General features: G+C 39.6%; 11 protein-coding genes and 1 pseudogene. 4 read left to right on the top strand and 8 right to left on the bottom strand.

The window, feature by feature from the left end; all coding sequences use genetic code 11:
- Window positions 1–7 precede the first annotated feature (7 nt).
- From ACFE90_RS14515 to ACFE90_RS14500, 4 genes and pseudogenes are all read right to left on the bottom strand, one after another.
- Window positions 8–3,463 (bottom strand): glycosyltransferase, encoded by a 3,456-nt coding sequence (locus tag ACFE90_RS14515; protein WP_375501607.1) that lies wholly within the window; start codon window positions 3,461–3,463, stop codon window positions 8–10.
- A gap of 410 nt (window positions 3,464–3,873) precedes the next feature.
- Entirely contained in the window at window positions 3,874–4,611 is a 738-nt protein-coding gene (locus tag ACFE90_RS14510; RefSeq protein ID WP_375501605.1) for an ABC transporter ATP-binding protein, read from the bottom strand.
- On the bottom strand, window positions 4,612–5,418 hold the full coding sequence (locus tag ACFE90_RS14505) for an ABC transporter permease (protein ID WP_375501603.1): 807 nt from the start codon (window positions 5,416–5,418) through the stop codon (window positions 4,612–4,614).
- A gap of 312 nt (window positions 5,419–5,730) precedes the next feature.
- Window positions 5,731–6,465, bottom strand: a pseudogene (locus ACFE90_RS14500) (Uma2 family endonuclease).
- 307 nt (window positions 6,466–6,772) lie between these two features.
- On the opposite strand from ACFE90_RS14500, the gene ACFE90_RS14495 reads away from it, so the two are divergent.
- From ACFE90_RS14495 to ACFE90_RS14480, 4 genes are all read left to right on the top strand, one after another.
- Window positions 6,773–6,964, top strand: coding sequence for a DUF2862 domain-containing protein (locus ACFE90_RS14495; protein WP_375501601.1), 192 nt, complete (start codon window positions 6,773–6,775; stop codon window positions 6,962–6,964).
- A gap of 120 nt (window positions 6,965–7,084) precedes the next feature.
- Complete coding sequence (locus tag ACFE90_RS14490; RefSeq protein WP_375501599.1) at window positions 7,085–8,185, top strand: ArsA family ATPase; 1,101 nt, start codon at window positions 7,085–7,087, stop codon at window positions 8,183–8,185.
- 91 nt (window positions 8,186–8,276) lie between these two features.
- Window positions 8,277–9,323 carry a chlorophyll synthase ChlG gene (gene chlG / locus ACFE90_RS14485; RefSeq protein ID WP_375501597.1) on the top strand — a complete coding sequence of 349 codons (1,047 nt, stop codon included), beginning with the start codon at window positions 8,277–8,279 and terminating at the stop codon, window positions 9,321–9,323.
- 104 nt (window positions 9,324–9,427) lie between these two features.
- The gene (locus tag ACFE90_RS14480; RefSeq protein ID WP_375501595.1) at window positions 9,428–9,715 is read left to right on the top strand and encodes a hypothetical protein; all 288 of its coding nucleotides are present in this window, start codon (window positions 9,428–9,430) and stop codon (window positions 9,713–9,715) included.
- A 79-nt stretch (window positions 9,716–9,794) separates the two neighbouring features.
- Here the strand turns inward: ACFE90_RS14480 and ACFE90_RS14475 are convergent, their stop codons facing one another.
- The 4 genes from ACFE90_RS14475 to ACFE90_RS14460 form a co-directional block, all read right to left on the bottom strand.
- Complete coding sequence (locus ACFE90_RS14475; RefSeq protein ID WP_375501593.1) at window positions 9,795–10,751, bottom strand: alcohol dehydrogenase catalytic domain-containing protein; 957 nt, start codon at window positions 10,749–10,751, stop codon at window positions 9,795–9,797.
- 107 nt (window positions 10,752–10,858) lie between these two features.
- Entirely contained in the window at window positions 10,859–11,434 is a 576-nt protein-coding gene (locus tag ACFE90_RS14470; RefSeq protein WP_375501591.1) for a hypothetical protein, read from the bottom strand.
- A gap of 210 nt (window positions 11,435–11,644) precedes the next feature.
- Window positions 11,645–12,451, bottom strand: coding sequence for an inositol monophosphatase family protein (locus ACFE90_RS14465; RefSeq protein WP_375501589.1), 807 nt, complete (start codon window positions 12,449–12,451; stop codon window positions 11,645–11,647).
- A gap of 76 nt (window positions 12,452–12,527) precedes the next feature.
- Window positions 12,528–13,961, bottom strand: coding sequence for a BCD family MFS transporter (locus tag ACFE90_RS14460; protein ID WP_375501587.1), 1,434 nt, complete (start codon window positions 13,959–13,961; stop codon window positions 12,528–12,530).
- Window positions 13,962–14,488: the final 527 nt, after the last annotated feature.

Genomic DNA, 14,488 nt, shown 5'->3' with positions numbered 1-14,488 from the left:
ATTAATATTAAACATTGATGCTGTAGTCTTCATGTTTAGATGTCAAATTGATACTATAGCAAGGGTCATATTCTATAAATTTCTTCCACTTCTTCTGCATATACGCTGTTTCTTTCCTAAATCTTGCTACTTTTGCAGGTGTATCTTCATAACCTCGGCTCTTAGATTCATAGTGATACAACATAACGTGTGGTAAATATATATTTTTGTAACCTTTCTCAACAATTTTTAAACACAGATCAACATCATTAAATGCAACTGCAAGTTCCTCTTCAAAACCTCCAACTAGTTCAAAAATTTCTCGTCTACACATTAAACAAGCTGCTGTTACAGCCGAGTAATTATTTACCGTTAAGATTTGACCAAAGTATCCTGGAGAATTGACCAGATAATGTTTATGACTATGATTAGCAATTCCTCCAATACCCATGACTACACCAGCATGTTGAATTGTGTTATCTGGATATAAAAGCAAGGTTCCGACAGTTCCAATACTAGGTCTTTGAGCTTGTTCAACCATTGCATCCATCCAGTCAGGAGTAATTACTTCAATATCATTATTCAAAAACAGTAGATAATCTCCCTTAGCGTGAGTAACTGCATAATTATTAATTTTGGAGTAGTTAAAAGGTATATCAAGTTGGTTGCATTTAAATCGATTAGATTCTTGTTGTTGCCATTTAGAAATCACATTAGCTGTATTTTCTTCTTGACTACCGTTATCAATGAGAATTACTTCATAGTTTGGATAAGTTGTCTTCTCAAAAATAGATGTTAAGCATTTGTCTAAAGTATTACCTAAATCTCTTGTCGGAATGATAATACTAACAAGCTTATAATCTTTGATTGTATATCGAATTATGTAATGCCCCACAAGGCTTCCAGCCTGTGTAACCCGTCCATGTTCGCCTCGTCTAGCAAGAGCATCTACTAATGCTTTTTCTGCTGCTATGACAGCATAAGGTTTTTGATCAGGTTTACTTGCGGCAGATTGGGGATGAATTCTCCAGTGGTATAATATTTTCGGTATATGAAATATTTTTGTTGTTTTTTCAGTTATTCTTAAAACCAAATCATAGTCTTGGCTTCCTTCATAACCTGTTCTAAAACCTCCAACGGCGTTTACTAGCTCTCGTCGATAAGTTCCTAAATGGCAAGTATACATCCGAGACAAAAAAGAGTCAGGACACCAATCTGGTTTAAAGAAAGGATCTCGAAGTTTACCATTTTCATCGATTTTATCTTCATCAGAATAAATCATATCTGCTTCTGGATGCTTATTTAGCAGTAGAGCAATTTCATACAGAGCATCTGGAGTAAGCAGATCATCATGATCGAGTAAGGTAATAAAATCACCAGTTGCGATTTCTATTGCTGAGTTAGAACAGCAAGAAATATGACCATTTTTAGTTCTAAAAACAACTTTTATTCGGGAATCTTTCGATAAGTACTCTTTTAAAATTTGTTTAATGTAATTATCTGTAGAGGAATCATCAGCAATACATAACTCCCAATAGGGATACACCTGATTTAATACAGACTCAATGGCTTCTCGCAGAAAACTTATAGGAGTATTGAAAACAGGCATAATAAGACTAATAGTAGGCTTATAAGCTAATAATTTCGCCACCTCAGCCATATTTTGTAAAGCTGCTTGAGTTGGATAGTTTTGATTCAGCCACTTCTGGTAATTAACATCATTAGTTTGAGGAATATCTGAGAGTACTATGGTAGATAGTAATGCATCATCAAACTTTAACTCTAAAGAAGTTTTTTCACGTAATTTGTTAAAGCAGTAACGGAGCCCTTTTGTTCTAAAAACAGTCCACAAATGTTTTACCTGTGACAAAAAACTTATTTTAAATGGACTGCCATCATCTACTAAACCAATAGCATGTCTAAATTTAAACCATATTTTTCGTATCTGCCAAAATTTACTAGTATTCATGGCTGCAATAGTGCACTGCGAATACTCTAATTCTGCTTGAGTATTTTGTAGTTGAGATTGCGATCGCTCCAATTCGGTCTGAGCAAGTTCTAAATTAGACTGCAATCGCTCCAATTCGGTCTGAGCAAGTTCTAGATTAGACTGCGATCGCTCTAATTCTGTCTGAGTCTGTTGTAGTTGAGAGTGCGATTGCTCTAATTGATATTTTATTTCTTGTACTTGGCAATTTAATTCTTCTGTGTATTTATTGTATTTTTTTGTTTCTGTCTCGAAAATATAAAATTGCAATTCTTTACTTACATCATTAATATACTTAATTGCTTCATTAATAGGTAAGACAAGGTCTTGTGGTTTTTGTAAGTTATCTGCAATATTGTCAAAGTGAATATCAATTTTTTTAATAAGTTCTGATAGACACTTATCCCAATTTATTTCTTGTTTAATTAATTTAAATAAATAAGTATCAAGCATACTAGCTTGAGTAACAACACTCTGCTCCCTTTCCATAATTATTGCATTTCCTTTGATTTTTTCTAGATTAAAAAAATCCATAAAGAGATGAGGAACTCCATAAGCATAGGCTGTAATATTCCCATGTAAGCTTGTACCAGCAAAATAATTTGAGTAAGCAATGACAGCAGCAACTTTCTTCGTATCTATCTCTCCATCTACTAAAAATGTTTTTTTGGGTATCTCTTCTTGTAATTTTTTTAAAACTAGTTGGTCGTTATTGTATAACCCAATAGGTAAAAATACAATCTCTATATCAGGTTCTATTTCAAGTACCTGAACAATTGCTATTACTAATTCTTTGAGATACCTTATGGCATCATAACTAACTTGAAGACATAAAACCTTACCATATCCGGGAAATTCGTTATTTTTAATAAGAACTCTATGTATGTCTGCAAGATTGGACTTAGGATAGTAACGAGCAACTAAAAAGGCAGTATCTGGAACAACATAAATTTCCTTGTCAAGTCCAGCATCAATTAATTTTTTCTTTGATAAATCATCTCTTACACTTATATAAGATATATTCTGAAGATTTTTTCTTAGCAACAATGCTTGCTTGTCTTCAAATTCAAAAGGTATTCCTACTGAGTTCCACATTACAGGAATCAATGAAGCTAATTTTCCTAAATCTTCTATAAAAACACGGTATGATCGTTCTTTCTCTGCTTGTTGTTGAGAAATTCCATAGACTGATACCATAGCAGAATCATCAAATCGAATAATATCGCCTCCACCTAAAATAATGCCTTTATAGTTTAATATTTCATTAAAAAATCCTTCTTCTTCTAATCTAATAATTCGTTTTACCCATCTATGCGGCTCAGGATCAAATTGACCACCTTGTGGTGAGTATAATGTAATATTTATTTCAGTAATTCGTTTTTTAATTTCAAAATCAAGTATTAGTGGAAATATTAAATCTCCATAGTTGGAAACGTCAAAAGTTCCCCAATTTTGAATTTTGATATTGTTGGATAAAGATATTTTTGGATAGTGCACAATTTTCTACCTCAATTACTTGTACTTAGCTGATAACTTGTATTTAGATAATTTAAACAAATTAAGATGCAATAGTAGAGAATATTTTAAAGGTTATTTTTAATGTATTATAAACTTAATATATTCCCTCAATTTCCCTTATCAGAAAATGATATTTAGATAATATTCATACTTTACAAATATCCCCTTAGCTTGATTTTATGCAAAACGAATAACTCAGTTTTATTTATCCAGCAAAACCTAGCTTTTTAGCATATATTTTTTCCAAATCACAAATGATGAACTTCAAAAAGTAAAATTTCTGTACTATAAAGCTTTCAAAGATAGCGATATCGCTGCAAAAGAATGCTGATTGAAGTCAAACTTAGATTATTTATTTTTCTGGCTCACATCCATTATTTACCTCTTTATTATTTATCTACAGAGTTTAGGTATTTATTTACAACCTTATCTGCACTCCCAGTTAATTGGATTTTACCCCTATCTAACCATATAGATTTTTGACAAGAATCTTGAATAAACTTCAAATCATGAGATACTACTAAAATGGTTACATTTTCATCCCATAATTTTTCAATTCGATTCTTACATTTATTCTTAAAACTTTCATCCCCTACAGATAATACCTCATCTAGAATTAGAATATCAGGCTGCACATCTGTTGCAATAGCAAAACCTAGCCTTGCCACCATACCTGAAGATAATCCTTTCACTGGAACAAAAGCATAATCTTGCAATTCTGCAAATTCCAAAATTGAAGGCACTCTATTTCGCATTTCTGATCTAGAATATCCTAGCAGTACACCATAGAGCAGAATATTATCCATTACGGAAATTTCCAAGTCAAAACCTGCTCCTAATTCAATCAAAGGAGCAATTTGACCTCGTACCCGTACTGTTCCACTGGTAGGTTGCAAAATTCCAGAAATAACTTTTAGAAGAGTGGATTTACCGGAACCATTCGCACCAATAATACCAACTTTTTCGCCTTTTTCAACCACAAAATCAATTTTATCCAGTACTAACTTTTTCACTGGCTGACGATATTTACCTTCTAAAATAGATATCATTGTTTTCTTAAGGTCATAAGAAAACTCCTCTTGTGTCCGTCGCAACAGCGAAACATTATCTAGGCGAATTACTTCCATTTACAGCAAATCCATAAATTGATGTCGCCACAAGTGAAAACAAGTCCATCCTAGGGCTAAAATAATTACCCCACTAAGCAAAGCACCCCAAATTAAGCCTAAATCTGGTACAGAACCTGATAATGTAATCTGACGCAGACTTTCAATAATTGGTGATAATGGATTTAAACCTAAAAACTGCTTTACTTGTGGTGGAACAATAGCTGCTGGATAAAATATAGGACTACTCAGCCAAATTACAAATACAACTAACTCATAAAAGTAAGGCAAGTCTCTAAAAAAAACGTACAACGCGCTAACTAAAAAACTAACTCCTGTAGAAACTAAAACTAAGGCCATAAACGGAAATATCAGCGCCAATATATTGATTAAACTCTTGGAATTAATCAATGTCATCAATGCGAGCAACGGAAATGTACCTACGGAAAACTGAAATACGTTTGAAGTAACCATTGATACAGGAAAAACACTTACTGGCAGATGAATTTTATTTAAAAGTGAGCCATTACTGACTACGCTGCTTAATGCTTGAGATGTAGAAGCTGAGAAAAAGTTGATTACCACCAGCCCCGTAAATGCTGCTAATACATAGTTCAGAATTGAGTTGTTATAATATGACGCAAAAGTTGTCCCAAAAATTGCAGAGTATAACCCGGTCATAATCAACGGGTTCAACAGCGACCAATAAACCCCCAGGAACGAACCTCGATAACGCACTTTGAGATTCCGCGCTACCAAAACGTGCAGCAATTCCCAATAGCGCCGCACTTGTAACCAAGTTGAATTATCTTTAAGCGAAATTCTCATTCTTAAAAACCACCACACACCACAGGCAAGTTATTTGCGAATTTTATACTACTGGAGCGTACTTTGCCGCACTAGCCTACCATTAAAGACTTTATTTTAAAAAGCATTGCTAAATAGACAACTGAATAATTATCATTTTTCTCCTCTTAAGCACATGCTACTCCGGCAAGACCAGTTAATTTCTCAGTTAGTTCCTAGAACTCTCTGCCACAAAACAGTAGGCTATGCATATCATAAAAATTATTAAAAGTCAATTGTAATGCTTTTGAGGATTGTCTATTCATTGAATGATCTAAGCGCGACTGTATATACCTAACTCAAACTATCTGGATCAATTCCTTGCGATCGCAAATACTCTGCCAATCGTTCTGCACGTTGATATTCTTGTTCAGCTTTTTCTCCTCGCGTTGCTATCCAACCTGCTGCATTATACCAACGCAACTACAAACCTGTTGTCTGCTGATAAGAACCTTGCCAAAGACCTAATCCGAGTTCTAACTCTTCCAACCATAAGCGGTTACTTAGTAAAGATATAGCCTCGTAGCGAGTGCCTATGAGTTGAAAGGCACGCAAACGATTTTCATAGCGATCATAGACAACATAGTAGGGAACCCGCAAAATACGTTCATATACTTCCCATTTTGTTGGGGGCCGGTTTACTTCCCGGAGTGTTTTTCCTAAGTCCTCTTGTTCTGTACCAGGTGAGAGTAATTCAACTACTAAAAACGGCACAACCCCCTCTTGCCAAATGACGTAACTTAAGCGTAGGTCTTGCTGTTGGTTAGCACTGGGTACTCCTAAAATCATGTACCAATCAGGACGTTTGTACCACAAAGGATGGCGGGGATCGTAGTAAAAATTCAAGTCACTAGCAAGTAAAATTTCCTCAGATGGATAAGTTAGAGGCTGACAAGTCTCACTGAGCAAATCCGCTTGAATGCGGTGAAATTCATCTGGCAAACCTGATTCCCCTACTAATTCACTGGGTAAATCATACATCGTAGGCATGGTTTCTTGTGGCGGACGGGGTGGATCTGTTTGATACATGACTACTACCTTTATTGCTTAACTAAAGCTATCTGGGTTAACTCCTAACGATCGCAAATGTTCCGCCAACCGTTGCTTGCGAAAGCAGCTGTTATTGTTCCAACCGCAATTGCGCTTCTGATGCCTGTTGCTGTGCCTCAACAGCTACCCGTTTTGCCGCAATAGCCTAGTTTGGTTGTTGATTTAATTTTAAGCTGTTAAGTCAGGAGTTATTCTTCCTTATCTCCCTCTTGTTTGCTGAATTTGTGAGAGCTGAGTCACGGATTCCGCTACACTGAGACTTGGTTTATTTGAATTGTAATCAGGCATGGAAATCGGACAAAAGGTTAAAGTCTTTCGCTTGCGCGATCGCGTTTCTGCCCCTGTGGTAAAAAAACTAGGGCAAGTGGGTATCATCCAAGGCTACAAAGTCACCGATGGTGCTGGAGTTGGTGTAGTGGTGCTGTTTGACGACAATACTTCCACTTGGTTTTTTGAAGATGAAATCAAACCTGTGTAGTTGTAAAGAACTCAGAACCGGGTTTTTCTTAGCATCTAAAGTTTAAAGTACAAGCTGAGATTCTTTATTGAGTGCTAAGTTGGAGTTGAAAAGCTCGGCGGTGAAAATAGGAATCAAGTAATGGCTCTAATATTGACATTTTTGGGCAAAGGCGGCACCGCTCGTACCAAAATTGCGATCGCCGCCGCCAAATTATTGGCAAGTCAAGGCAAGCGCGTACTTCTAGCAGGACAAGCAGAACCAACATTATCAATTCTGCTGGGTACTCCCATTGCTGCTGATCCCCAGGAAATCGCTCCCAATTTGCAAGTAGTCCAGTTTCAAGCATCTGTACTATTAGAACGCAACTGGGACGAAGTGAAGAAACTTGAGGCGCAATATCTCCGCACGCCCATATTCAAAGACGTTTTTGGTCAAGAACTAGTAGTATTGCCGGGGATGGACAACGCCCTGGCCCTGAATGCTATCCGTGAATATGATGGCAGTGGCAAATATGATGCGATCGTCTACGATGGCACGGGTGACTCTTTAACGTTACGAGTGTTAGGTTTGCCAGAATCTCTCAGTTGGTATATCCGGCGATTTCGGCAATTATTTGTCAACTCCGATTTAGGGAAGACGATTACTGAATCGCCCTTGATTCAGCCGCTCATTAGCAGCTTTTTCAATGTCAACTGGACAGCAGATAACTTTGCAGGGCCCACTAACCAAGTCAATAATTTCTTAGAAAAGGGGAGAGCCGCTCTTGCTGATCCTAAGCGTCTCGCTGCTTTCTTAGTTACCACAGGAGATCCCATTGAAGTAGCAAATGCTCGTTATTTGTGGGGTAGTGCCCAACAAATTGGTCTAACTGTTGGTGGTGTTCTGCTTGTATCTACTGAGACAACTGCTAATCTATCGGAGGAATTTATTCCCCTACCTGTAAGCGTCGTTCCTGACTCGCCAACAGGTGACTGGCAACCACTAATAGACGCTTTACCCAACTTTGAAGCACAAGCATTACAGGCTCCCAAACCAATTGCAATAGACATCCACAATCGCCAAGTACGCTTATTCTTGCCAGGTTTTGACAAAAAGCAAGTCAAACTCACCCAATATGGCCCAGAAGTCACGGTAGAAGCAGGAGACCAGCGACGGAATATACCTTTACCCCCGGCTCTGAGTGGCAGACCTGTTGCTGGAGCAAAGTTTCAGAATAATTATTTGATAATTTCGTTTTAATTTAGTTAGGAGTTAGGAGTGAGGAGTTAGGAATAAAACAATAATTCATAACTTTTAACTCCTAACCCTCACTCTAAAAAAAATACGCTTTATGTCAGAATCAACTCCCATTACCCCAGACCCTAACCCAGCTGAGGCACTAGACTCAGTGGCAAATAATTCCAATGAGCAAGCAAACGCATCTGCCGATCGCAGTGCGAAAACTAGGCAACTGCTAGGGATGAAAGGTGCCGCGTCTGGGGAAACTTCAATTTGGAAAATTCGTTTGCAGCTAATGAAGCCGATTACCTGGATTCCCCTAATTTGGGGCGTAGTCTGTGGTGCGGCTTCTTCTGGTAACTATACTTGGACACTGGAAAATGTGTTGAAGGTAGCAACCTGTATGCTGCTGGCTGGGCCATTGATGACAGGTTACACCCAAATCCTCAATGATTACTATGATCGCGAAATCGATGCCATCAATGAACCCTATCGCCCGATTCCCTCTGGGGCAATTCCCCTACCCCAGGTAATTATTCAGATTTGGGTATTACTAATTGCTGGTATTGCTTTGGCATTTGCGCTGGATGTATGGTCTGGTCATGAATTCCCGACAATTACAGCGATCGCGATCATCGGTTCTTTCATCGCCTACATTTATTCTGCACCTCCTCTGAAACTCAAGCAAAACGGCTGGCTAGGTAGCTACGCCTTGGGTGCAAGCTATATCACCCTACCTTGGTCTACAGGACACGCTTTGTTTGGCGATCTCAATTCCACAATTGTGATTTTGACAATGTTCTACAGCTTGGCTGGATTGGGTATTGCCATTGTCAATGATTTTAAGAGTGTAGAAGGCGATCGCCAGCTAGGATTACAGTCATTACCCGTAATGTTTGGTATTACCACTGCGGCATGGATTTGTGTAGTGACGATTGATGTCTTTCAAGGATTGATAGCAGCTTATCTCGTCAGCATCCATGAGAATTTGTATGCAGCAATACTAGTACTGTTAATTATTCCACAAATCACCTTGCAGGATATGTATTTCCTGCGCGACCCCGTGAAAAATGATGTTAAGTACCAAGCCAGCGCCCAACCGTTTCTTGTTCTAGGAATGCTCGTCACTGGTTTAGCGCTGGGTCATGCTGGCGTTTAACTTATACTTCTTGAGAAGTTAGGAATTAGGAGCAAAGCGGGAGACACTCCGCCTCGGTTAGGAGTTAATATACTTCTAACTCCTAATTTATATCAGGACATACTGTGTTTCAAGTGATATCTTTCCTCATTCATGGGATTCAACCTTTTTTAATCCCGATTTGCTTTGTCGTTGCTTGGACTGTAACTATTCTCGTTGTTTTGAGTCTCTGGACGGCGGCGCGAGATAGTGTAACTACAGCCAAGCAAATGCATCAAATTCCCTGTAGTGGTTGCCAATTTTTTACCGACAATTACCGTCTTAAATGTACTGTACGCCCATCTATTGCCAATACAGAAGAAGCCATCCATTGTTTGGACTATCAACCGAAGACGAATCCTTATTTGTATTAGTTGGGGAGTTGGGAGTAGGAAATGGGTAGCAGGGGGAGCAGCGGAATAGAGAAGAATCACTATGCCCAATGCCCAATGACTATTGACCAATCTTTAACAATATCTTTAAAACACCACGACTCTGAGCGTGTTCAAAAGCTGTAAGCCCTTCAATGAGGGGGTAAGTGTCATGAATGAGAGGTTGCACATCAACTTGTCCTGTAGCTAGTAGCTGGAGGGCTGGGGAAAAGGGGCCACAACGGGAGCCGATGAGGGTAATTTCATCCACTACTAACGAGGAAACATCCAGGCTGAGGTTGCCTGCATAAGTACTTTTAAGCACTAATGTACCACGGGGACGTAGGGCGCGACGGGCGATCGCAAATCCTTCGGGGTTGCCAGTACACTCAACTGAGATATCGAAATATCCATCTGTAACAGTGTCGGCTAGACTCGTTTTGATTCCCCGTGCCTTTAAATTAGCCAGTTTGTTTTGATGACGCCCCACAGCTAAAAGTTCACAGCCAGTTAGGGCAAGTGTCTGGGCTACTAACTGCCCTAGTTTGCCATCTCCAACCACTAGCACCCGATCATTTGGATGCAATGCTATTTGCTGCTGAATTTCCAAAGCTGCTGCTATAGGTTCAGTAAATGTTGCTACTTCTGTTGGCACATTATCAGGTACTAAATGTAAGTTTTCCACCGGCAAACAGAGATATTCACCAAAGGCTCCATTTCGGTTGACAATACCAAGAACTGTGCGATTTTCGCAGTGAGTTGGCTGTCCACTACGACAAAATCGACAATGCCCACAAACAGCATTGATTTCTCCAACTACGCGTTGGTTAACTAGGTGTTCTGGCCCTTGTACGACAACACCGACAAATTCATGCCCTAAAATACCAGTGTAGGGATAGTAGCCTCTGAGCAGTTCTAGGTCAGTGTTACAGATGCCCGCATGCAAGACGCGCACCAAGGCTTCTCCCTGTGGTGGTTCAGGAATGGGAATATCCGTGCGTAATTGCAATTGGTTGTTTTCGAGCCAAAGTCCTTTCATTTCTTTTCGCCTCCTTTGGCGAATTCTGTTGTCATACCACTTTCATAAATATTTACAAAATAATCAATTGGTTGTATGGGAGTACAAATGTATGCCTCTACCCATGCTTATGTCTCTGTAGTAGTTATTTCTTTAATAATATTGATTGCATCAACTTTGCTTAACCAAGTAACCAGATCGTCTGAGTCAAGTGCTATCTCACTTCCTAAAGTTTTGATATAAAGAAGTCCGTCGCTAATAATTAAATCTCTAATTGGATACCATGAATCTCGTTTTCTAATCAGAAGTTCCAACGGAATCCCTAGTGTTGAAGTATACTTGCGATATTTCCACCAAGCTCGCCATAGAAGCACAGATTTAGTACAGTGCATCTTATATCCTTTGGGAACTTCGCAGTATTGATACTGATAGAAACCTCGACTATCGACTTCTCCTTTGAGGAGATAACTAGATTCTGCTAATGCCTGATTTATCAATTCCCACTGGGATGATTTTGGAGAAATCGAGAATTCAGATAATGTCTTAGATAGCTGGACGGTGGCAATCACACCTTCGGCTTTTGCTATCAGTTGATTAGTGTTATAGACTGTTTGGGCTGTCAAAGCAGGATTTGACAACAAAACTTCTTTTTTATGAATAGAGTTTTGCACAAACTCTCGAATTAAATCTAGATTAGACAACATAAAATTATTTATACTAAGTTAAGCAGTGTGATGGAAGCCACAACTGTACTTAAATTAGTTGCTACACTGTTATTGCACTAAAAGCAGGATTATTACCAGCTTTATTTCTCTTTCTGACTAGGACTTTGTTTACTTTAATTTCGGCTATGTCGCTGCTCACTAGGCTGGTTAATAAAATTAGTGTGTTTAGATACACAACAAATTATTATATTAAATTTTTACGCTTTCGAGAAAAGGTTGAAATACCGGAATTAATTCGGGGCGACTAACTACAAGGGTGGGAAAAGAGCGATCGCTATAATCTTCTCCCGGTGACAAAGGAAATGGTTCCGATTTAAGCGAGAACCAGACACCACCAGCAGCCTGGACAATTACCCAAGCCCCTGCTAAGTCCCAAACTTTTGGTGTCGCTTCAATACCACCGAGAGTAGCTCCAGTGGCAACTGTCAAAAAGTTATAGCTAGCCACACCCAACATGCGAATTTTGCAGGGAAAGCCGTTTTGGATAACTGCGGTGCTGCGGGAACAGAGGTTAAAAAAGTGATTGTTGCTGGGACTATCTATACTAGTGTGGATGGGGTGGTTGTTGAGAAATGCTCCTGTTGGTGTTGCTAAACCAGATGAACCTGCCCAGAAACCATGAAAAGATTGATTCAAGGTTGGTGCGTAAACATAACCAAAAATGGGTGTGCCTCGATACAGTAAACCCAGAGATATTGTCCAGATGGCAATGCCGCGTGTGAAGTTGGTTGTGCCATCTAGAGGATCAATTACCCAGCACCACTCAGTACCGGGAAATGATTGATCGTTTTCTTCGGTCAAAATGCCATAACCAGAGAAATTAGAAGCGACCGCATCTCGAATTTCTTGATCTGCCCATTTATCGGCTTGCGTCACCAAACTACCATCAGCTTTTTGGTCAGCTTGTACTTTCCCAAAATCTTGCATTAGCTGTTTGCCCACCCTGGTAGTGGTAGTTTGGGCAAAATCAAGAATTGTTGTCCAAAAATCATTCATTAGTTATTAGTCATTTGTCATTTGTCATTTGTCATTGGTCATTTGTCCCATGCCCATGCCCTATGCCCTATACAGTTTAATCTAAATCGCTTTCCAAAACCGAAGCGATCGCAAGCTTAGTACTTGTTTGAAATTCTGTGATGTTCACTCGATTCAAAAACCAAATCGACAGCACCATTCCCACGGCTTCTAGAACGAATACCAGTCCATAAGCTAACTCTAGGCTTGGTAAAAACTTGCGTCCAATATCCAAAACTGTACCTCCGATGACTACCGCCACACCTCTAGAAAGAGACTGCGCTAATCCCCATGCCCCAATAAACGTACCTGCGGCTTCTGCTGCGGTAAGATCCAACATCAAGCTAATTGCTGCTGTAGTTAAGAAACCTGTGGCTAAACCGAATAAGACCAAACCTAGTTTGAGAACTGCTGCATTAGCTGTGAATCCTGATATACCTAGTAGTATTGTACAGAATGCTACCAACATACAGCCTAGACGTGCAGTTCTGCGCTTACCCAAACGCGGGACAATGTAAAAGCCCGTAACGCCGTAAGCAATCAGTAAACCCGTTCCATAAAAAATATTTAATTTGGTACTCTCTGCTAGGGGCATTTTAAACACTTGACCCGCATAAGGTTCCAAAATCGGGTCTTGCATAAACAAACTGATAGTCATCACCAGTAAAAAGGTGAAAAATATACCTGTTTGTGGGCTAGCTGTCAATATTTTCCAAGCATTACCTAGAGTAATGCTGTCTTCCCGGTTTACCAGTGTGGAACGGGTTAAGTATTGAGAGTACTTTTTTTCTACGCCGACTGTGGCTGCGATCGCTAAACCAAATACAATTGCTGGGACGATAGTAAACAACCTGTTGACCGCACCCTGCAAGGTTTCTACAGTTGCTTCTGGCGTTAACTGTTTTAGCAAGCTGCCACTAATAATCGCCCCAACAATAATCCCCACCATCAGCATCGACCAAACCACACCGACTACTTTAGAACGGTTATCTTCTTCAGATATATCCACCAACAAAGCAGCAAAGGCAGTACTGCTAGCACAAATTCCTAGACCGTATACAGCGAAAACTAAAGCCAAAAGCGCTGTCCAGCCGATTGTTTGGGTTGTCCAAGCCCAACCACCTGCACTAGTAGCGGCAAGATTCATCTGCCACATTACTTGTACAGCTAAAAATGCTGCGATCGCAAATATTGCTGCGCCCACCCAAACATAAGCTGTGCGGTGGTTTCCCCATAACGGCTTGGCATCGGAAATCTGACCGAACCAGACACGGGAAGGAGCAACAAATAAGGGCAGTGCTAGAATTACTGATACCAGCGTTGCCGGAATTGCTATTTCTTGAATCATGACTCTGTTGAGTACCCCTAGAGTCAAGATGGACATCATGCTCAACCCCATCTGAAATAAACCCAGGCGGAACATGGTCACCAGGTTTACCCTTGGCACAGATAGGGATTTCTTGTTGGTATTAAATACTTCACCGCTTGCCATAGCTACTTTTTCGTATGGTTTATTAGGATTTAATCTCTCTCTTTAAATAAAGATAAACCCTACCCGCTCCAAATCAGCGAATGAAAAGTGGAAGTTGCGTTAGCGCAGCTCACCGTTCGCGTAGCGTCTCGCAGAGAAGGTATCGAACTATATTTGGCAAGCAGTTATATTCTTGATTAGCATCTGCTTCAGCCAAGTTAGGATTAATTTTTATGACTTGGTTGTAATCTGCGATCGGATAACGAGAGAATTTTAGGTTTATAAGTTTTCTTCGTTGAGTAGAGATGGAAGTTAAAGCTATGCTGGGACTGACTTTGGAGCAAACAAGGGGGTTTATCAGGAAGCGAAAGCCAAGGACGAGAAGAATGAAAATCTGAAATGCTGAAACTTACCGTGCCTCTGTTGCTAAGGGACTTCCAAATAAAAAAATATACCATCGCTATAGAGGCAGGGGAGGGGGCTCTTAGTTGGGGAGGAAAAGTCCTAGTGAAGTCCAGAAATTGGATAATTTATTTTTTGGAGTTCCC

This window comes from uncultured Nostoc sp. (genome assembly GCF_964245445.1).
GTDB lineage: Bacteria > Cyanobacteriota > Cyanobacteriia > Cyanobacteriales > Nostocaceae > Nostoc.
This window is presented reverse-complemented; position numbering and strand designations above follow the sequence as displayed.